General features: G+C 41.9%; 24 protein-coding genes. 13 read left to right on the top strand and 11 right to left on the bottom strand.

Going from position 1 to position 19,895, the window contains the following annotated elements; genetic code table 11:
* Nucleotides 1–85: 85 nt before the first annotated feature.
* Complete coding sequence (locus tag AC1MBV_RS07775) at nucleotides 86–541, top strand: DUF4183 domain-containing protein (RefSeq protein ID WP_480948050.1); 456 nt, start codon at nucleotides 86–88, stop codon at nucleotides 539–541.
* 48 nt (nucleotides 542–589) lie between these two features.
* Here the strand turns inward: AC1MBV_RS07775 and AC1MBV_RS07770 are convergent, their stop codons facing one another.
* The 3 genes from AC1MBV_RS07770 to AC1MBV_RS07760 form a co-directional block, all read right to left on the bottom strand.
* The gene (locus tag AC1MBV_RS07770) at nucleotides 590–874 is read right to left on the bottom strand and encodes a DUF4183 domain-containing protein (RefSeq protein ID WP_093673212.1); all 285 of its coding nucleotides are present in this window, start codon (nucleotides 872–874) and stop codon (nucleotides 590–592) included.
* 152 nt (nucleotides 875–1,026) lie between these two features.
* The gene (locus AC1MBV_RS07765) at nucleotides 1,027–1,512 is read right to left on the bottom strand and encodes a GNAT family N-acetyltransferase (protein ID WP_480948275.1); all 486 of its coding nucleotides are present in this window, start codon (nucleotides 1,510–1,512) and stop codon (nucleotides 1,027–1,029) included.
* Nucleotides 1,512–2,420: a LysR family transcriptional regulator gene (locus AC1MBV_RS07760; RefSeq protein ID WP_093673214.1), complete on the bottom strand. Its 909-nt coding sequence runs from the start codon at nucleotides 2,418–2,420 to the stop codon at nucleotides 1,512–1,514. The genes AC1MBV_RS07765 and AC1MBV_RS07760 overlap by 1 nt, the downstream gene beginning before the upstream one ends.
* Nucleotides 2,421–2,536: 116 nt before the next feature.
* Here AC1MBV_RS07760 and ilvN point away from each other — a divergent pair, with 116 nt between their 5' ends.
* A complete protein-coding gene (ilvN, locus tag AC1MBV_RS07755) occupies nucleotides 2,537–4,000 on the top strand; it encodes an acetolactate synthase small subunit (protein WP_480948049.1) in 1,464 nt (487 codons plus the stop codon).
* 77 nt (nucleotides 4,001–4,077) lie between these two features.
* Here ilvN and AC1MBV_RS07750 read toward each other — a convergent pair whose 3' ends face one another.
* From AC1MBV_RS07750 to AC1MBV_RS07740, 3 genes are read right to left on the bottom strand one after another with little or no spacing between them, the layout of a single operon-like run.
* On the bottom strand, nucleotides 4,078–4,212 hold the full coding sequence (locus AC1MBV_RS07750) for a DUF488 family protein, N3 subclade (RefSeq protein WP_480948048.1): 135 nt from the start codon (nucleotides 4,210–4,212) through the stop codon (nucleotides 4,078–4,080).
* 1 nt (nucleotide 4,213) lies between these two features.
* Nucleotides 4,214–4,474, bottom strand: a complete 261-nt coding sequence (locus AC1MBV_RS07745) for a ferredoxin (protein WP_093673218.1) — start codon at nucleotides 4,472–4,474, stop codon at nucleotides 4,214–4,216.
* Nucleotides 4,475–4,507: 33 nt separating this feature from the next.
* Complete coding sequence (locus AC1MBV_RS07740; RefSeq protein WP_093673220.1) at nucleotides 4,508–4,816, bottom strand: cupin domain-containing protein; 309 nt, start codon at nucleotides 4,814–4,816, stop codon at nucleotides 4,508–4,510.
* A gap of 186 nt (nucleotides 4,817–5,002) precedes the next feature.
* Here AC1MBV_RS07740 and AC1MBV_RS07735 point away from each other — a divergent pair, with 186 nt between their 5' ends.
* The 3 genes from AC1MBV_RS07735 (at nucleotide 5,003) to AC1MBV_RS07725 (ending at nucleotide 7,025) form a co-directional block, all read left to right on the top strand.
* A complete protein-coding gene (locus AC1MBV_RS07735) occupies nucleotides 5,003–5,665 on the top strand; it encodes a Crp/Fnr family transcriptional regulator (protein WP_480948047.1) in 663 nt (220 codons plus the stop codon).
* Between the two features lie 67 nt (nucleotides 5,666–5,732).
* Nucleotides 5,733–6,290: a cysteine hydrolase family protein gene (locus AC1MBV_RS07730; protein WP_480948046.1), complete on the top strand. Its 558-nt coding sequence runs from the start codon at nucleotides 5,733–5,735 to the stop codon at nucleotides 6,288–6,290.
* A gap of 126 nt (nucleotides 6,291–6,416) precedes the next feature.
* Nucleotides 6,417–7,025, top strand: coding sequence for a DUF1349 domain-containing protein (locus AC1MBV_RS07725; RefSeq protein WP_480948045.1), 609 nt, complete (start codon nucleotides 6,417–6,419; stop codon nucleotides 7,023–7,025).
* 211 nt (nucleotides 7,026–7,236) lie between these two features.
* Here AC1MBV_RS07725 and AC1MBV_RS07720 read toward each other — a convergent pair whose 3' ends face one another.
* Complete coding sequence (locus AC1MBV_RS07720) at nucleotides 7,237–8,586, bottom strand: DUF4179 domain-containing protein (protein ID WP_480948044.1); 1,350 nt, start codon at nucleotides 8,584–8,586, stop codon at nucleotides 7,237–7,239.
* Complete coding sequence (locus AC1MBV_RS07715) at nucleotides 8,586–9,095, bottom strand: sigma-70 family RNA polymerase sigma factor (protein ID WP_480948043.1); 510 nt, start codon at nucleotides 9,093–9,095, stop codon at nucleotides 8,586–8,588. Before AC1MBV_RS07715 ends, AC1MBV_RS07720 begins: the two co-directional genes overlap by 1 nt.
* A 457-nt stretch (nucleotides 9,096–9,552) precedes the next feature.
* On the opposite strand from AC1MBV_RS07715, the gene AC1MBV_RS07710 reads away from it, so the two are divergent.
* From AC1MBV_RS07710 to AC1MBV_RS07700, 3 genes are all read left to right on the top strand, one after another.
* Nucleotides 9,553–10,800, top strand: a complete 1,248-nt coding sequence (locus tag AC1MBV_RS07710; RefSeq protein ID WP_480948042.1) for an MDR family MFS transporter — start codon at nucleotides 9,553–9,555, stop codon at nucleotides 10,798–10,800.
* Nucleotides 10,801–10,845: 45 nt separating this feature from the next.
* The gene (locus tag AC1MBV_RS07705; RefSeq protein ID WP_480948041.1) at nucleotides 10,846–11,301 is read left to right on the top strand and encodes a putative immunity protein; all 456 of its coding nucleotides are present in this window, start codon (nucleotides 10,846–10,848) and stop codon (nucleotides 11,299–11,301) included.
* An 89-nt stretch (nucleotides 11,302–11,390) separates the two neighbouring features.
* A complete protein-coding gene (locus AC1MBV_RS07700) occupies nucleotides 11,391–12,017 on the top strand; it encodes a DUF3885 domain-containing protein (RefSeq protein WP_480948040.1) in 627 nt (208 codons plus the stop codon).
* Between the two features lie 28 nt (nucleotides 12,018–12,045).
* Here AC1MBV_RS07700 and AC1MBV_RS07695 read toward each other — a convergent pair whose 3' ends face one another.
* Genes AC1MBV_RS07695 through AC1MBV_RS07685 form a run of 3 tightly spaced genes read right to left on the bottom strand, consistent with a single transcriptional unit; the run spans nucleotide 12,046 to nucleotide 13,687 of the window.
* Entirely contained in the window at nucleotides 12,046–12,531 is a 486-nt protein-coding gene (locus tag AC1MBV_RS07695; protein ID WP_480948039.1) for a DUF2628 domain-containing protein, read from the bottom strand.
* A gap of 56 nt (nucleotides 12,532–12,587) precedes the next feature.
* Entirely contained in the window at nucleotides 12,588–12,917 is a 330-nt protein-coding gene (locus AC1MBV_RS07690) for an antibiotic biosynthesis monooxygenase family protein (RefSeq protein WP_480948038.1), read from the bottom strand.
* A gap of 20 nt (nucleotides 12,918–12,937) precedes the next feature.
* Nucleotides 12,938–13,687, bottom strand: coding sequence for an NADPH-dependent oxidoreductase (locus tag AC1MBV_RS07685; protein WP_480948037.1), 750 nt, complete (start codon nucleotides 13,685–13,687; stop codon nucleotides 12,938–12,940).
* 328 nt (nucleotides 13,688–14,015) lie between these two features.
* Between AC1MBV_RS07685 and AC1MBV_RS07680 the strand changes: the two genes are divergently transcribed.
* The 5 genes from AC1MBV_RS07680 to AC1MBV_RS07660 all read left to right on the top strand — a co-directional run bounded on the left by AC1MBV_RS07680 (nucleotide 14,016) and on the right by AC1MBV_RS07660 (nucleotide 19,884).
* Nucleotides 14,016–15,056: a LacI family DNA-binding transcriptional regulator gene (locus AC1MBV_RS07680; RefSeq protein ID WP_480948036.1), complete on the top strand. Its 1,041-nt coding sequence runs from the start codon at nucleotides 14,016–14,018 to the stop codon at nucleotides 15,054–15,056.
* A gap of 131 nt (nucleotides 15,057–15,187) precedes the next feature.
* On the top strand, nucleotides 15,188–16,447 hold the full coding sequence (locus tag AC1MBV_RS07675; protein ID WP_480948035.1) for an ABC transporter substrate-binding protein: 1,260 nt from the start codon (nucleotides 15,188–15,190) through the stop codon (nucleotides 16,445–16,447).
* Nucleotides 16,448–16,466: 19 nt separating this feature from the next.
* Nucleotides 16,467–17,336, top strand: a complete 870-nt coding sequence (locus AC1MBV_RS07670; RefSeq protein ID WP_480948034.1) for a carbohydrate ABC transporter permease — start codon at nucleotides 16,467–16,469, stop codon at nucleotides 17,334–17,336.
* Nucleotides 17,336–18,199 carry a carbohydrate ABC transporter permease gene (locus tag AC1MBV_RS07665; RefSeq protein WP_480948033.1) on the top strand — a complete coding sequence of 288 codons (864 nt, stop codon included), beginning with the start codon at nucleotides 17,336–17,338 and terminating at the stop codon, nucleotides 18,197–18,199. Before AC1MBV_RS07670 ends, AC1MBV_RS07665 begins: the two co-directional genes overlap by 1 nt.
* A 23-nt stretch (nucleotides 18,200–18,222) precedes the next feature.
* Nucleotides 18,223–19,884 (top strand): glycoside hydrolase family 13 protein, encoded by a 1,662-nt coding sequence (locus AC1MBV_RS07660; protein ID WP_480948032.1) that lies wholly within the window; start codon nucleotides 18,223–18,225, stop codon nucleotides 19,882–19,884.
* The last annotated feature ends 11 nt before the right edge of the window (nucleotides 19,885–19,895 follow it).

The raw sequence follows: 19,895 nt of genomic DNA, 5'->3' as shown, positions 1-19,895 counted from the left end.
TTTCGGAACACAAGGCGGATGCACAAACAAGTAGTTAAATGACTTAATACACTATGGTATCAATGCGCGAGGCAGGTGGTATGTGTTGACCGATTTTTTTGACAGACCGGATGAATGCAGCTCACATAGAAAGAAAGAGACACCGGCCCGCAGACTACAGAAAACAAAGCTGAGATCGGAAAAAAGAAACATAAATACGAATACAAATTCAAATGGATTGAATCAAACCATTACGATTAATTGTAATGGGTCAGTATCTGTCCCGGGAAATTCTCTCAAAGCGGAAACAACCTACTATATCACTACTGGGGTGGAGGGGAAACGAACCTATACAAATGCTGACGGATTATCCCAATATGGAAGCCAGAGCATCCCTGATCCGGGCGATGTTACGTTTTTTAACTTATTTGTCAATGGAATGCTTCAGCCACCCGTCTTTTATACGGTATCCGCAGGATCTTTTTCCTTTACAGGTCCTAATGATGTACTTACAACTGGTGTACCCATTATCCTTCAAACCATTAAGATTCAATCGGGTTAAAAAAAGTACAGACCTTGTTAAGTCTGCACCTTTCTTTCTCTGTCACGTTCAGTTAACGACAAAAGCGACTGTAATCGGTGTTGCACCATCAAGGGTGTCGCCGTCAGGAATTGTAATGGCAGTTGTCGTAACCGTAGAGGTATCTGAGGTTTGAATCACACCATTAATATAGAGTTCATAATAGGCGAAAGAGCTTGGAAAGGCAGTTGCCGCGGCACCAGTATCATCAGTAAAGCTGGTTGCTGTCACAGCAAAGGTTGCGCCTGTACCTGTTCCTCCACCAAGTGTTGACGTGAATTTTCGACTGGCCATAAAAGGTTTAACGATGGGCATAAAACTGCATCCTTTCTGAATTTAGTTTACTGTGCATGGAAAGATGCTCCTTGTACAGCTAAACTAATTTATGCTTGGCAACGCTCTTGAGACACGTATAGATGATGCAAGAGAAATGCGGCTTTTATAGAAGATGGGTGGGAAACATCATTTCATGACAGCTTTTTATCCATATTGAACCACTGAATGCCTCCGTGCTGGGATGCGGCAATTCCTCGGTTTGTATAACCTTTCTTCTCATAGAAGGCGATGAGCGATTGACGACAAGTAAGCGTTACCGTTAATCGAGATTTTTCACGAGCCTGGTTTTCAAATGCATGGAGAAGGTTGCCGGCTACGCCTTTTCCTTGATAATCAGGAGCGACAACAATGCCCAGAATGCTTTGGTAACCGCCGCTTTTCGGATTTGGGATTGTTTGATCGAAAAGGTCGTCGGTGATAAAGGGAACAGATAAAACCGGACCGTTCACATAACCGATCATTTGATTTTTCTCCTCTGCAATCAAAAAGGTATCGGATATCGTCGCAATTCGATTGATAAATGCCTGCTTAGTCGCAGCCTCTTCAGGAGTAAAGCCTGTATTTTCAAGGGCTATGAGCTGCTCTAGGTCCTCTTTTCGAACATTCCGAATATGCATCATTTCTCATCCTCATTCTTAGCTTTAAACAATTCAATAAATTGACGTGCTTTTTTTGTGAGATAGCGATTCTTCATCCAAATAATACCAACATCGGATTGGACCGTGATATCAGGAAGCTCGAACAGATCAATGTCGGCTACCGAAAAGGCTGAAAGGACAGATTTAGGAAGAACAGTGACTCCGATTCCGGCAATCACTAGAGCAATGGTAATCGATACACTGGAGCATTCACAGACAATATTCGGCTCAAAGCCTAACCGGCGGCATTCGTTCACAACTTTTTCGTTAAGCTGTACGGTTTTGTCGCTTTTCAAGGCAATAAGCGGCATGGATGCAAGATCTTTTAAATGGACATCTGAATTTGATGGTCGCCATTTTTGATTTGTCGGCACAATCATCACGAATGGATCGGAAGGCAGGCGGAGGATTCCATAATTGCTGGAATCATAGTTCGATTCAAACGGAAGTCGTGTGACAACCAAGTCAATACTGCGATTGGCCAAATAGTCGCCTAAGACAACATGATCCCCTTCTAAAATCTTAAACGTGACCTGAGGATAATGCTCGCGAAAATAGGCAATCTTCTCCGGGAGCAGGGAAACACATGAGAATACCGAGCCGATTTTCAGTGTGCCATGAATGCCCAGATCAAGCTCCTTAATTTCAGTAACGGTTTCGTCCATTTGCTGGAGGATTGCTTCAGCTTTAACTTGCAAAACGGCACCGGCTTCGGTAAGTGTCATGCCTTTGCCTTGACGATCAAACAGGATGACGCCGAGTTCTTCTTCAATTTGCTTTAGCTGCCGGCTCAGAGGCGGCTGCTCGATATTCAGCTTTTTGGCAGCACGCGTAATTTGGCCCTCTTTGGCAATTGCGAGAAAGTAACGAAGCTGGCGGATATCCATTAGCAGTCCTTCTTTCTTCATATATTAAAAGTATGATAAATGAATAAAACAGATATTTTTCGTATGGTTAATTGGATGATATCATAAAAATTAACAAGCAAAAAGGGGGAAGCAACATGAAAACCCACCGCATCTCAGTGATTGTCAAAAATCAGCCGGGAATTCTGGCACAGGTTTCCCGATTATTTAGTCAACGCGGCTTGAATATTGATTCATTAACGGTTGGCACTTATAAAGAAATGCGTACATCACGAATGAAGATTTCATTGCGCTCTGAAAAGACAGTCCTTGATCAAGTGATTAAGCAACTCAATGGGTTAATGGACGTTATTCAAGTGAACGTTGCACACCCGATTATTTCGAATAAACCGATGGGCGGGAGATTAAGCGCCTTGTTTTCACAACGCGCGGTCGCCTTTTGGCTCGTTGCATATAGTCTATGTATTACATTGCTGGGGACGAATATCCCCTCCCCCCTGCTCGCACTATACCGCGTTCAGTGGCACTTGTCACCAAGCATGGTGACGCTGCTTTTTGCAATTTATGCCGTTGTCGTTATTCCAACGATTATTATCTCCGGTCAGCTGTCCGATCAATTAGGAAGGAAAAAGCTGCTGATTCCAGGCGTTTTTTTCATTATTATCGGCTCCATATTATTTGTTCTTTCCACCAATTTTACGATGCTGATCATTTCGCGGATCTTTCAAGGCATTTCAGTCGGAATGATGAATGGCGTTGCCGTTGCAGCATTAACGGAACTTGATGAAAAAGGGAATCGAATCAAAGCCGCATTTATCGGATCAATGGCCGTCACAGTAGGCAACGCACTCGGTCCTGTGCTCTCAGGTTTCCTGGGCGAGTACGCACCGTTTCCACTGAAATTGGCCTATTTTATTCATATGTTTCTTGCACTCCCAGGTTTTTTCGGGCTTTTATATATGAGTGAAAAGGTTAAACGAGTTCCGAAAATACGTATGCATCGGCCTGCTGTTCCGCAAAGTATTCGAAAACGGTTCTACCTGTCCGGCATGACCTCTTTTATTGCATGGTCAATTATGAGCTTAATGCTGTCGATCATCCCAAGTTATACCGATCAACTGGTGGGAAGCTCAAATTTAGCGGTTGCAGGTGCGATTGTGGCTTTAGTACTGAGCATTTCCACAATCAGCCAAATTGTGCTGAAACGCATGTCACTGCAGAATCTGTCCATTTTCGGCTTTTTCTTAATTCTTTTGGGGTTAGTAGCATTAGTGTTTACGCTCGAAACGAAATCAATCCTGTTTTTATTCCTGACAACCGTACTGATTGGATTCGGACATGGGCCAACGTTTGCGGGAAGTCTGGCGCTCACCAATTACATTTCACCGGACGAATCGCGCGGCGATATCATTGCATCATTCTATGTATTGACTTATCTCGGCGTAAGCCTGCCAATCTTGGGCCTGGGATTCGCTGCCCGTTGGGTGGGGCTGAACAACTCAATCATTTTATATACAGGTGTGATGGCGGTGATGATCCTTTTCGGTATGGCCTTTTGGATCATCGATCGACGGAAAGAATATCAGTTACAGACGAAATGAAATTAGCGACAGCAAAACGGCCGCTCTGCTCCTTCGATTGAAGTGAGTGGGCGGTCGTTTGGTTTATTCATTTACTTTTAAAAGATGCTGCTTGGCGCAATATAATGAGCTCGAGCCTTCGATAAACCTCTGGGCCATATACAGTCAATAAGAACATATAAACCGTCGGAGCTGCGCGCAGGTTCATATGCATGTTTAATCGCTATGTTCATTTTATTCACCATGCTGAGCGTCTGACTGTTCAAAAGGTTCATCTGAAACAAGGATGGATTCAGTCGGGCATCCTTCATAAGCATCGTCCAGGTCCATAAGTAATTCCTCTGGAATTGTTTTGATTCCTTTGTTGTCGTCGATAATCGAAAAGGCAAGACCTTGATCGTCATAATTGAAAATGTCCGGAGCAGCCATTTCACATGCACCACAAGAGATGCATGTATCCCGATCGACTCGTGTATACTTCGGCTTTTCTCCCATGGAAATCACTTCCCTATTCATGTATTAGGTGGATCAGCATCCACGTACGGGACCGGCAGCCGATTTAACGAGAATGACATCGCTATCTTCCTCGGCATGTACGGAATGAAGTTCCATTGCGTTCAGGTGCACAAGCCTACCGGGTACAAGATGTTCCGATTGACCGGATGCGGTGAATAGGATCGCACCGCGCACAGGAATAACGGTAACCTCCGCATCGCCTCCATGATGTTCCGGAATGCGCTGTCCTTTTTGCAGGGATAAATGCATGACGGTCTGGTATTCGTCATGATAAAGTCGTTCCTTTAAAGCTGTCTGATTTTGGCATGTAAGAAGTTGCATTGGTGTTCGCTCCTTTTCTATTTAAATACGTTTAAGTTTACTTTAATTGAGAACTGCTATCATCTATACTATATAGTGTTTCGAATCAATTTGAACATGATCGAGATCAAGTTTCGACTGACTGTATAGAAAAAGTCTATCTACGGATGGAATAGTGATGAAAAATGACGGAAAGGAAGAGGTTCGATGTCTGAACTAAAGGCAATCGGCTGGTTTCAAAATCTTAAGGATGATGAACTGAAGCAAGTGGAAGCAATGGGGATCATGAAACAATACCGTGCTAAAGAGGCAGTGTTTGTCCAAGGAGAAATATTGACTCATTATTTCTTTGTTGTGGACGGATTGATCCATGCCTATCATCAAAATAGGGATGGGAAGAAGTGGATCGCAAGTCTGTTCTCTTGTGGCGACCTGTTTCCGCATACCGGTTTGGTTGATGAAGAAAATCGGTATCCTGCGAATGGCGAGACGATTACACCGTGTACGCTTTTTATGATCAGACGGGAGAAGATGCATGAACTGATGAATTGCTTTCCTTCAATCGAACGTCAACTTACACAATTTTTCGCTAAGAAAAGTCAGGAGCTGATGAACCGATACTCTGATTCGGTTCTTGAGCCGGCCCTCGTTCAACTGGTTTCGCTATTGAAGCGGCTCGCTCAGCAGTCAGGTGTCCGGGCGACGGACGGCTGGGTCCTTATCTCGGCTATGATGACGGAACAGGATATGGCCGGGTACATTGGTGTCACTCCGGAAACCGTCAGCCGTTTACTAAACCGCCTGTATCGTGAGAAACGTGCTAAATCCGCCGGACGCGGGAAAATTTACATAAATGTGGAAAGATGCTGACATTAAGTGTTTACAGAATCTAGTTACTCTATGTTAAACTAATGAAAAAGATTAAGGAGTGCTGCTGATGAACCAGGCGTTACTTGTTATTGACTCGCAACAGGCATTAATCGATGGTGATGCTCAGGAACCCGGCGTTAACAATAGAGAAGAATTGCTTCGGAAGATCAATTATGTAATCGAAAAAGCAGTAGGATCAGATATCCCCGTTGTCTTTATCCGTGATACGAGTGTATCCGGCGGTGAAGGAGAAGGATTTCAAGTCCATTCCGCAATTCATATTCCGGAAGGTGCACCGACCTTTAATAAAAGTGCAACGAGCTCTTTCTATCACACACCTTTATTAAAATATCTTCAGGATCGCAACATCGAACATCTTGTTATTGCAGGATGCATGACTGAGTATTGCATTGACACCGCTGTTCGAATGGCTACGGTGAATGGATTTGATGCCACGCTTGTAGGTGACGCACACGGAACTGCAGATAATCCGGTTTTGTCTGCCGAACAGATCATCAAGCACCATAATCGTGTACTGAACGGCTATGATAATGACGACCATTTTTCGCTGGTACGGAATTCAGATGAGGACTTGTTTCAACCAACGCACGACCATTATCGTTGACGTGATTTCTTTGAATTTGATTTGTGTTAGTGCTTGATGCCATAAAGAAGTATTGCATACAAGAGGAAACGCACCTGAGCTTTGATAGACATTGACATTTTTTTATCTTAGTAAGGAGTGGTTGATATGCGTATGAATCGACAACTGATCAATTGGAAGGAAGGCGTCTGGAGCCGCGAACCTGAACATGTCTCTGTTGAGGAAGGAATATTGACGGCAAGAGGCAAACAAGGCAGTGATTACTGGGAAAATACGTACTATGGATTCCAACATCGCAGCGGACATTCTTTACTTAAAAAATGGGATTTATCCGATGCAATTGAAGTTTCCTTTACGCTTGATACGTTCAATGATCTATATGATCAGGCAGGGGTGATGATCTGGAGAAATGATCAAGAATGGATTAAATCAGGAGTTGAAATCAATGATGGCGTACCACATATAGGCGCTGTTGTCACAAACCAGAATTCCGATTGGTCGCTATCCCCGGTTCCAGAATGGAAAAAACAGGGCGAGGTTACCGTGCGGGCCTCATTCTTTGACCAGTCTCTGATTATCAGAGCGAAAACCAGTCAGGAATCCTGGAGAACCGTCCGTGTCTGTCCGTTTAATACAGACCGCCCATTCTATGCCGGACCGTTTTTTTGCAGTCCAAAAAGTGCTCACTTTGATGTTCATTTTACAAGCTGGATGAGGACATCACCTGATGAGGAATTGCATAAATTACCGTCTTAAAAAAATGAGCACTTCCATTTCTACGACACAATGATCAAAGGAATTGAAGAAGAAAGCAAACTTAGATTGAGACGAAACTCAGTAGTTATATTATTTACACGTTGGTAAAATCATAGTTTTCTTACACTATTTTCTGCTGGATCTTTATACCTAATGGTATAGTGGAAAAACGCTCACAAAATGAAGTGAGCGTTTTTCATGGTCTGAACCTTTATTTAATTTTAATCCGAATATCTCCGTAAACTCGATCGGGATAATCAATGATTTTTAACTTGATCGGTCCTTTATAATTACGATTCGGAATGCTAATCATCTCATAATGGACGGCTGAACCGAATAAGTCCGTACCCTCTGAGGTTGTTTCGTAGTGTTTGCCGCTTTGATCAGTAAAGGTCGAGTCGAAAATTCCATATCCTGAACGGTGGTCGATACTTGGCACGCGTACAGCAAATTTTAATGTCAGATCAGATTTATTTTCGCTGTAGCTGTTGCTGGTACGAATGGATTTCAGTGTTATACGATTAGCAGCGGTTTTACCGATCAGTTTCTTTTTTTTCAAATCGACAGTAATATAACGTTCGCTCTTATTAATGACGCGCGCGCGGGTCAGCTTCAGATACAATGAGCGCGGATGCGTATAATAGTTGCTCTGTAAATAGAACGTTTGATCATTTTCACTAGCCCAAGTGGACGTAAGACCGTCCGCCGGTGTCCAACCGCGTCCTTGTTTATCGACCAGCTGCAAATCATCCAAATGGGTAATTTGTTTGGTGTTTTTTGAATCGTATGTGATGTGGACGGCAATTCGTGTCGGGTAAATGGTGACCGATTGAACCGTTAGTTTCTGCCCATCCATCGAAATGGTACGGTGCAACGGATAACTTTGCTTCATTTTTTCATATTTTGTCACATTATAAGGAATTTTGAAGGTCCACGTTCCCATTTTAAACGTAAGAGACAGGTAGAGCGGATCAGTTAACTTCTTTTCATTCAGTGACATAGAGATACGGTCATGAATAGTTGATTGCTTGATCATTAATTGCTTCTTTGTTTTTCCAATGAGTGCATAGTTAAACTCAGTTGCTTCCATGATGGAGTGGCTGTTTTTGTTCTTAATGTCAAAATTTTTCAACTCGGGATGAATCTTCTTCCCTGGCTGCTTAATTGTGTAGAAGAAGATCACTTGATGCGAGTCGGCAATCATGCTGTTGATGGTAACTGTTGTTCCGTTCTTTGTTTGCGACAAATTGAGCTTTTGCAGATGATGATGCTTGATTGCATCATCGAGTCCATGATCATTGTTCAACAGCTTGACAATTGCGTTCATGCCGGGAACACGGGAGATGTAGTTGGCAAACGCAGGCGAGATTTTAATAGATGAAATAAAGAGAAGAAGAATCGCAGCGGCTGCGATCACGCTTTGCATGATTCTTCGCTTTCTCTTGATTTTGCGTTTGGCATTTTTAATACCGCAGAAAACGGCATCCATCGATTTGATTGAATCAGGTGTCTGGTTGAATTGTTCCGCCATTTTTTTCAATTCATTATCTAGTGCACGCATCATGGTTTCTCCTTTCCGGCTAGGTGTCGCCGTAATTGCTCTAAACCATGATTCAGCCTCGTTTTGACTGTACCGATGGGAAGGTCGAGACTTTTGGCGATTTCCGACAATGTGTATTGATGATAGTATTTTAGGATGATAATGAGCTGGTCATTGGGTCGGAGCTGATGGACAAGTGTTTCGATGTCGATCTTAGATGCCGAGTCGTGGATCACGTCACTTTGATCAGGAATAGAATCAACCGGAACGAATTTTTTGCGTCGGTGCAGTTCATCCAGACAGTAATTAATCATGATGCGAATCATCCATGTGCGCGCGTAGTGTAGTTTTTTAACTCTGTGAAATTGTGTGTACGCGCGACAGCTCACTTCTTGAAGTGCGTCCAACGCGTCGTGTTCATTCTTCAAATAGCGCCATGCTGTACGGTAGAGTTCGCTGCGGCAGGAAGTCAGCAACTCCGTCAATTGTGCTTCATGCTTTTTTTCATTGCTGAACGGGTTCCGAAACATTCAGTTCACCAAGTTTCTGTTTGCTCTATATCTATTAGACTGATAAAACGTATCAACGGTTTTTGTTTTTTTAATAAAAAATGGCTCATTCCTTAATGGGAAATGAGCCATTCTACTATTTATCGAATATACGTTTGCTTTATGCAGCATCTAAATCAGGAAGCTTATACCTCAATTTTTACACTAACTAATAGTATAAAACATCATCTAAATATAAGTCTATATTTTTTACGAGTTCTCTGACACAATTATTATAATGATTTAGAGGAATTTAGTGTAAGTGGTCCGGCAAAACGCCGCTTCCTGCGGCTCACCGGACACTAGGTCATCCGTGGCCATCGCGACAGCGGTTTTGGTTTTGCCAGAGGCTTGGCAAAGCCAATTTTTCTAATATTCTAGTTCTACCCAACCCGCACGACATGCATTTGCTTGGGCGCAGTGAGAAATGAGGATTCATGTGACGATACTGAAATGGGATCATAATTTGCAGCTTCGCTTACTTGGCGAAGGAATGTTTTATTTCTTTTATTGGATGTACTTTCCGTTTCTAACGGTTTATTTCAGCCGTGAACTGGGCAATTCGATTGCGGGAATGCTAATGATGGTTCCACCGATTGTCAGCACTTTGGCAAATTTGACCGGAGGCGGCCTCGCTGATCGAATGGGAAGACGGCCGATCATGCTGCTTGGCACTGCTATTCAAACCGCGATGTTTGCGGCACTTGCTCTTTCTCCCTCCGCTTGGTTGAGTTATTTTTATTTTATCGGGGTCAGTTTAGGTTCCGCACTCTATTCTCCGGCCAGCTCTGCGATGATTGCGGATTTAGTTGAAGAAAAGGAACGCCGCCAAGTGTTCGCGACGTTTACGACGGCGAATAATATTGGTGCTGTACTTGGTCCGGCGCTCGGAGCTGTTCTCTTTTTCAAATACCAAAGCGCGCTTTTATGGACATGCACGTCAATTCTTTTCATCTATCTGCTTGCCATGTTTTTCGCGATTCACGAAACGAAACCTGCAGTGCGCAATGAAAAAAGAAACGTTAAGCTGACTGATCTGGTGTTCCGGTCGCTTTGGGACAGCGTGAAACTGATTGCTCACGACAAGGTTTTCGGTCTCTATATTCTTGCAGGGGTATTTTCGATTATCACGATTATGCAGTTGGACTTGTACTTGGCGGTTTATGTCATCAATCATGTGCCTGCGCAGCCGCTCGTTAGCTGGGAAAACTGGCATGTCATGCTTTCGAGCTCAGAGGTGTTCGGTTGGCTGCTCGGATTGAACGGTTTGATGTTTGTCTTACTTATTCTTCCGATCAGCGGTTGGCTGAAGAACTGGTCCGAGCGAAACATCATGCTGCTTTCTTGCGTGCTTTCGGGTTTTGGTACATTTGCAATTGGGCTGAATACGAATATTTGGTACCTGTTCGCAATGACGGTTGTGTTTACTTTGGGTGAAATTGTACGTTCGCCGGTGACACAGAGCTTCGTCAGTCATTATGCGCCAACCCATGCTCGCGCACAATATATGGGTGCCTCCAATCTGCAATTCACCATGGGTCGATTTCTCGCACCGCTCGCCGTTCTTATCTCGTCATGGGTACCTCCAATGGGTGTATTCAGTTTGCTGCTTCTTTTCTCGATGATCAGTATGGTACTATACATCAATCTATTTAAGATCTATGAAAAGACGAAAAAGGGAACATAAGACTCATTTAAATGTTTGTTTAGAGGAAACGGAGTAGATTTGTCGATGAAATTTGTAGATTCTGAGCGTAAAAAAGAAATTGAGGAAAAACTTAAATCGGTGAAACAACAGACAGCGGCTTTGTGGGCGGCTGTTTGCTCCGATCACGTCATTCAGTATTTTGAAAAAGAACGTCCTCAAGATAATCGGCCACGGCAAGCGATAGCGGCGGCTCGGTCTTGGGCACGTGGCAGAGTCAGCGTTGACGAAGCACGAAAAGCAGCCGTTGCGGCAGATGCTGCGGCGCGTGAGGCAACGGGAACTGCAGCAGTCGCCGCTGCTCGATCGGCGGGCCAAGCTGCTGCGACTGCGTACATGTCTGATCGCGCAATGGCTGCGTCGACCTATGCGGCAAAAAGTGTTTTTTATGCTGCGGACGGTGAACGAGAAGCGGTCGAAAAAGAGCGCGCTTGGCAATATGAACGTCTGCGGGAGCTTGCAATGTTGATAAACAAGGATTGACAATCGTGAACAAAATGGATAATAAGGTGATTGTGCAGTATGATCAGAATAATAATGGTGAATTAATGACTGTTTTATGAGGTGAAAATATGCTGCTCAATGATTATCTTTCAGCAATTTATCCCGGTCTCGATCTTGCACCAGGTCTGTTTTATCGTTGGAACATCGGAATTCGTTTTGAACTGGGCATTAACTATGACAGCTCTAAGGCCTATAAAAATAGTCCGTATCTGCAAGACGTGTATCATCGCGCCATCACTCTGTTTCAAGCGGTAAATGCTTCAACTGACGAACTTATTCTTGTTGTAGATGTTAATGAGTTTAAAAAACATAAAGTAAATGTTTTTTCAAAATATGTTAAAGATCAATCGATGTTATATCATCTGCAACAAATGACGATTCCCGATGTTTGCAATGAGGATGATGACGAGCCGGATACGATTCAAAGATTCACGCTTCATTGCCGGATGTCCGATATAAAATACATGCCGATGCTGAAAGCAATTTGCAATCAGGATATGGCTGTTAAGCCCAGCATTTCACATTGTGTGTATAGTGTAAATATTAGTAAAAACACGATTTTTTATGTCTACGATGACAGAGGTTGCGATCTGATCGCTTCCGATCCTGAATCAATCAGACCAATGTATTGCGATTATAATGACTGGATTTTGGATTATGATCGTGAAGCGATCGACAAAGTGTTTAAGAAATAAAGCGATCCAAGAATCCATATGCCCGCAGTCATATGAAACTTGCGGCAATTGCTATAATAATATCAACGAGAAGATAGAGCCAAAATGCGAACCAGCTGTATCCGGGGTGGCTTCGGAGGTAATGAAGACGATCGCCGTGATCCGGAATTTCTGCTTTCAATTTTCTAATCGCTGTTAAGGCGTTTACAAAACAAAAAGAGTTGCCAAATAGAGCAAACAAAACGCCAAAAAAGAGGCCCAGCACCAGATTAACGAGGTCCGGAATATTACTAAAGATTAAGTGGAGAAGTGTATATAGTATTAAGTACCCGTAGGATAAATAATACATTTTTCGGTGTGCAGACCAAAGAGTCAAGACAAAAAGCGCCGACCAATTCCACGAGAAAAAACGACGCTTCTCACTCATTTTTGTCCATCGTTTCTCGTAGGTTTCGTCATTTTTGCCAAGATAGAGCAATAATTCTTGACGTGTTTCCTCACTTAAATCCAGATAATGGGTGCCCCATTCAGACATTAATAAGAACATCTCCTTAATAGATGGAAGATTGGATAGCCTGCGATCGTTTTTAATCAGCACTTAAATGAATAATCTCTCTCGACTTTGCTGATCCGGGTGATGAACGATTCGTACCAGTCGCTTTTGCCTTTTTTCTGAGCCATTTGATGTTCTGCATTCTTTTTCCATTGCTTGATGGCGTCAAGTGAGGACCAATATGAAACGGTTATGCCGATGCCTAGTCCGTCCCGCACGCTTTCGATGCCTAGAAATCCCGGCTGCTCGCGTGCAAGTTCAACCATATGATCAGCGACAACTCCATATTCTTTTTCCGCAAAATCAGTTCGTTTCGAGGTGAAAATAACTGCGTAATAAGGTGGGGCAGGTGTTTTTGCAAACGACATCTGTGCTCGCCTCTTCCTATTTAATACTTTACAAGCCCTTGATTTCTTAGTGTTTCCAACATTTTTTTCTTCGCTTCCGATTGTTTCCCCGAGACGGCTTTGGCGATCTGATTCGTAAACGTGTCGACGCGGCGATTCGCATCGCGAAGATCGTAATACTGATTCACATCATGGTCATAGTTCTTTAACTCTTCCAACGGTTGTTCCAACGATTGATACTCGTTTTCAAAATAGACAGCCTCCTTTGGCAGCCGCGGTTTAAGCTGCGGCGATTGATTCGGGTAGCCGACGGCGATACCGAAGGCAGGAAAGGTAAACTTCGGCAATTTTAGGAGATCAATGACTGCCTGAGGGTCATTCAGAATGCTGCCAAGGTATACGGCGCCGAGTCCGAGACTTTCTGCTGCCGCGACAATGTTTTGTGCCGCAATGACTGTGTCGCTAAATGCTCTGAAGAAGAAATCGGTGGAACTCAGAATGTCGGTCGGTTGTCCCTTTGCTTCAGCAATTCTTGCGTTGCGGTGCATGTCGATGACAAGTACAAAAAGACGATCTGCTTCCGCTATGTAATGCTGATTGCCAATTTCAGCCAATGCCTTTTTCTTTTTCGGATCGATCACGCCGATAATCGAGTATTGCTGAAAAAAGTTGCTTGTTGCTGCATGCTGTGCCGCGCTGATCAGTAAATCAACGTGTTCTTGCGGAATATGCTCATTGGTAAAGCTTCGAATACTGCGGTGGTTTAGTAAGGTCTTAATTGTTTCATTCATGGCTCACATCTGCTCCTCTGAAGGTGAATTTTTCGAACGTTCAACTATGTACCGATTATAGCACGGTGGGACTCTCTTGGGTTTGTTGCAAAATAACTAGATCGATTTTTAAATCACTTGATTTTCTGATCATTATTTTCTTCAGCGCGTCTGCTGTCTGTAATTATGAGTTGATTATTCATCTCTTAATTCGCTATCATATCAGTAGTTAATAGTCTTATGCCTTAATTTTTTCAAAATTATTGAAATGTTCGATGTCGCAACAAATAATTTGGTTAGACACTGCGGAAGGCAGGCAAAAAATTGTAATGATAAAGAGGAGTTCACAATGGTAACCATCAAAAAAATAGCTGAGATGGTTGGAGTCAGTCCCACAACTGTTTCAAATGTTATTCATGGACGAAAGAATAAGGTATCAGAAGCAAATTACAAGAAGGTAAAAAAGGCTCTTAATCAAATGAATTATGTATCAAACATGAGTGGCAGAATTTTATCTCATAATGGCTCGAAAATCATTGGCGTAATACTAAACTATTCGCGCCGCTCGGAAGTTAACGTTGTGTCCGATCCTTTTTACAACCAGATTGTTGGTTATTTAGAAGAACAAATACGTACAAACGGCTATTATATGATGCTGTACACATCGGGGAGTGTTCAGGAAAGTCTCAATCTAGCCTCGGCGTGGAAAATTGAAGGACTTGTTATTTTGGGGGCGTTACCTGAGGATGCGGAAAAATTTATTCAGGTTGCGCAGATGCCGATTGCTTTTATTGATACATATGTTAACGAATCTTTTATGAAAAAAGGATTTATCAATGTTGGTTTGCAAGACTTTAAGGGTTGTTATGATGTGACAAACTATTTAATTTCTTTAGGTCATCGGGAAATCGGTTTTTGTGCTGATGGAAATCAGTTAGCAGGTGTTGATGAGCAGAGATTTAGAGGTTTTAAGCAGGCAATGGCGGATGCTGATATTAAATTTGATCGAGAAAAAGATTTCTTTGGGCTCCCTTATCAGGTCAATGAGCGTCACAACTATTTGACTCAATTGGCGAAAACGCGTTTTAAATCGTATACTGCACTCGTTTTTACTTCCGATTACTTAGCTATTGATGCAGTGAATGTGTTGCAGGATAATCACGTACGAATTCCGCAAGACCTCTCCATAACTGGATTTGATCATAATATTTTTTCTGAGCAATCTCGTCCCAAGCTAACAACAGTTGAACAAAATGTTAAAGAAAAAGCAGAGTTGACTATTTGCCATTTAATGCAGGAAATTCGTCAACCCAAGGCGCAGATTATAAATGTCAGACTCAAGACAAAGCTGATTGTTCAAGCGAGTACGAGGAGTTTAAAAGACAAATAGGGTTATTGTTATGAGGATACATTCACAAACTTATGAAAACGCTTTAATTATATTGAAAACGCTTTATAAATGTGATATAGTTTTCGTGTACTTAAGGTGTTACGTAACACCTAACAGGAGGGGGTTAGTTAATGAATAAGTTTACGAAAAAACTCAGTTGTATGCTAGCAGGTCTTTTAGTCGTTGCAAGTCTGGCAGGATGTGGAAATGCATCAAGTTCGGGAAAAGAAAAAATCGAAGTGTTTTCAACGAAAAATTCTGAGAATACAGCTATTCTTAAATCAATGGCTGCACAGTTTGAAAAAAAGCACAAGAATATCGAAGTTGAGATTGTTTCTCCATCAGATGCTGGAACAGTTCTTAAAACACGATTAACAAAAGGCAACATTCCTGACGTCCTTGCAATGGGCGGTGACGCTACATTTATGGAACTTCAAAGAGCTGGTGCTTTGGAAGACTTATCAAAACAAACCTATGTTAATTCAGTTCAAGATGTTTATAAAAATATGGTAACCAGTATTTCGAAGGGCGACGGCTTGTATGGGGTTCCTTATGCAACGAATGCTTCAGGAGTCCTTTACAACAAAGCACTATTCAAAAAAGCTGGTGTTGAGGTGCCCAAAACATGGGATCAGTTTATTACTGCTATGCAGAAGTTTAAAAAAGCAGGGATTCAGCCTTTAGAGTTAACTTTTAAAGATAACTGGACTACATTACCAATTTGGAACGGATTAGCGGGTGTTCTTCAACCAAAAGAGTTTGCTTCCGCTCGTCTAAAGAACAAGACTAGCTTTGCGAAGACACATAAAGAAATAGCTGAAAAATATCTTGAAATACTAAGCTATGCTCAGCCGGATTTCATGGGGACAACGTACAATGACGGAAACAAGGCTTTTGCAAATGGAAAAGCAGCAATGATGCTCAATGGAAATTATGTAATTCCTGAGTTCAAAAAAACGAACAAGGATATTGACGTTGATATGTTCCCACTGCCTGCTTCTAACGATGCAGCTAAAAATTTTGTTACGTCCGGAGTAGATGTACTCTTCTCTGTTTCTAAAAACTCCGCACATCAAAAAGCTGCTGAACAGTTTGTTGCTTTCATGATGGAAAAAAGTAATGCTCAAAAATATGTTAAAGATCAATTTGCTTTTTCAGCATTAAACGGTATTGATCAAAATGATCCTTCTGTAGCTGGAATTAAAGATGATATTTCGGATGGCCATGTCGTCAATTTCCCAGATCATTATTATCCTGCTGGATTCGATCTTGCATCATTATTATCAAACCTATCCTTGAACGCAAATAAAGGAATGAATCGTGATAAAAATATTACCCAATTCCTGAATAAAGCGGACTCAACTTATAATACCGCAAATGTTCAGAACTGAATTTAGGGGTTGTTAAGCAATGAAAAAAAAGAAAATAAATGCAGTATTTTACATTATGACCGTACCGATGGCTATCCTATTTTTCATTTTTCACACGCTGCCATTTCTTAAGGGCGTATTCTACAGCTTCACTAATTGGCAGGGATATGGAGATTGGAACTTTGTAGGGCTGAAAAATTATCTCTATGTGTTTACTGACCCGGATGTCACAGGATCCTATTTATTCACTTTTAAATTTGCTCTAGTAGCGACTATTCTCGTGAATGTGCTGAGTCTATTACTTGCGCTTGGACTGAATTCCAAAATAAAGTTTCAAAATACGTTAAAAGCGGTTTATTTTCTTCCTTATATGCTGGGAACCTTAATTATTGGTTTTGTGTTTAATTTTATCTTTGCTAATCTAATTCCTGAATTTGGAAAATCATTAGGCATTAGCGCCTTAAGCGTGAATATTTTAGGAACGGATCACGCTTGGATTGGTATTTTAATTGTAACGATTTGGCAGTCGCTTGCGTTCAATACCTTGATTTATCTTGCTGGTCTACAAACGGTTGATCATGAAATCTATGAAGCAGCTGAGATGGATGGTGTTGGGATCGTTAAGAAGTTCTTTAAGATAACCTTTCCATTGATCGCACCATTTTTTACCATTAACATGGTCCTTTCTGTAAAAGGATTTCTAATGGCTTTTGATCAGATTATGGCAATGACGAGTGGCGGACCAGGCAATTTGACAACGACAATCTCAGTGCTGATTTATAAGAGAGGTTTTCAAGGTGGTCAATTTGCTATTCAATCTGCCAACGCAGTTGTACTTTTCCTTGTCGTTGTGATTATTTCTATATTCCAGTTGCGAGTACTTGAGAAGAGAGAGGAGAAGCTCAACTAATGGAGTTAACAAAAAATTTGACGCATATTAAGCTGAAAAAGAGAAAACATCATGTCAATTGGACTGTGACATCCATTCTGTTTGTGCTCGCTGTCTTCTTGATTTTGGGACCTATTTATATGACGATTGTAATCGCTTTAAAAAGTCCTAGCGACATGGTTAATGTTCTATCCTGGCCAACGCACATAAGATGGGAGAACTTTGCACAGGCATGGAACATGACGGATTTTCCTACTAAATTTCGTAATACACTTTTTATTACAGTAGCAAACGTGGTTTTTACGATCATAACCAACTCTTTGGCTGCTTATGCAATCACTCGAAACAGAAAAAGAAGTAAATTCTTTAACATGCTTTACTATTATTTCATTAGCGCGATGTTCATTCCGTTCAATGTGCTTATGCTTCCGCTAGTAAAGCAAGTCAGTGTTTTTCATATGGACAATGTGCTTGGTATCACACTATTGTATATTATTTTTGGTTTGCCGATGAATACATTCCTTTATTCCGGATTTATTAAAGGGATCCCAGCCGCATTAGAGGAAGCGGCGATTATGGATGGTGCTAATTCATGGCAGGTTTTCTTTAAAGTCATTTTCCCCATCATGAAACCGATGCATGCAACAGTAGCCATTTTATCTTTCATGTGGACTTGGAATGACTTCTTGATGCCGCTCGTCCTTTTGAGTGATCCGCATCAACAAACACTTCAATTAGCACAGTATGTTTTTCAGGGTCAGTTCTCTACCCAGTATAACTTAGCCTTTGCATCCTATCTGCTTGTCCTTTTGCCGGTACTGGTTATTTATGTGTTCTTTCAAAAATGGATTATATCTGGGGTAACAAGTGGTGCAGTTAAATAAAACAAGAAGGTTGTTGAGTCGTAATGAAAAGTGAAGCAGTAAAAAGACAAACGCATTGGTGGCAATCCGTTGTTGTCTACCAAATTTATCCACGCAGCTTCCAAGATAGTAATGGAGACGGCATTGGTGATTTGCGGGGGATTATTAGTCGTCTGGATTATCTTCACAATCTGGGAATAGGTGCAATCTGGCTTAGCCCGGTTTATCAATCACCTAATGATGATAATGGTTATGATATATCAGACTATGAAGAGATCATGACGGAATTTGGAACAATGAAAGATATGGATGAATTAATTACGGAAGCAAAGAAGAGAAAAATTCGGATCATTATGGATCTGGTCGTCAACCATACATCTGATGAGCATCAATGGTTTATTGAATCACGGAAAACAAAAGACAATACGTATCGCGATTATTATATATGGCGTGATCCTGTAGATGGAGAAGAACCGAATAACATGCGTTCTTTGTTTGGTGGGCCAGCGTGGCAATTTGACGCGAAAACCCGGCAGTACTATTTGCATCTATTCAGCAAGAAACAACCGGATCTCAACTGGGAAAATCCAAAGGTTCGCCAAGAAGTTTGGAACATGATGAATTTCTGGATTGATAAGGGTGTCGGCGGATTTCGAATGGACGTCATTGACCTGATTGGAAAGCAGCCGGATAAGGAAATCATGGGCAATGGTCCGAAACTTCATGATTATCTGCAGGAAATGAACAAAGCAACATTTGGCGACAAGGACTTGTTGACCGTTGGTGAAACATGGGGTGCAACACCGGAAATTGCGAAGCTGTATTCTGATCCGGCCCGCCATGAACTTTCAATGGTCTTCCAATTCGAACACAGCCTGCTTGATCAGCAACCGGGAAAAGATAAATGGGACCTACAGGTACTCAGTGTGCCGGCGTTGAAGAAGGCCTTATCAAAATGGCAGACAGCTTTGGGTGATCAAGGCTGGAATAGCCTTTTTTGGAATAATCATGACCTGCCCAGAATCGTTTCACGCTGGGGCAATGACTCGGCGGAATACCACGATGTCAGTGCCAAGTTGTTTGCAATCCTGTTACATCTGATGAAGGGAACACCCTATATTTATCAAGGCGAAGAGATTGGTATGACTAATTGCCCGATAAAGGGTATTGATGAGGTTGATGATATTGAAAGTATTAATATGTATCATGAACGTCTTGAACAAGGGTATTCTAAGGATCAGCTGATTCATTCGATTAATGCAAAGGGCAGAGATAATGCGCGAACACCGATGCAATGGAGCGATACTGTAAATGCCGGCTTTACGACTGGAACGCCATGGCTGCATGTCAATCCCAATTATAAAACGATTAACGTCGAAATGAATCTAAAAGAACCGGATTCAATTTTTGACACGTATCAAAAGCTTATTCGATTACGTTCGGAAAATCCTATTGTTGTTTGGGGGGATTATGCGCTCCTCGAAAAGACACCTGCGAATGTGTTTGCCTACACCCGAACCTATGCGAATGAAAAGTGGCTGATCGTAGCAAATCTCGATAGCCGAACAAATTCAGTATCTTTTCCGGAATATGGTATACAAAAAAATGTGCTTATTTCGAATTATGGTCAGTCGGCAATGAATCTTACAAACTGTGAACTGAAACCGTATGAGGCATTTGCAATTCAACTTGTAACGACAGAATAAATGATCAACGA

This window comes from Sporolactobacillus sp. PKPK-6 (genome assembly GCF_056678885.1).
Note: the sequence above shows the minus strand (reverse complement) of the source record. Positions and strands in the feature narration are given on the sequence as shown.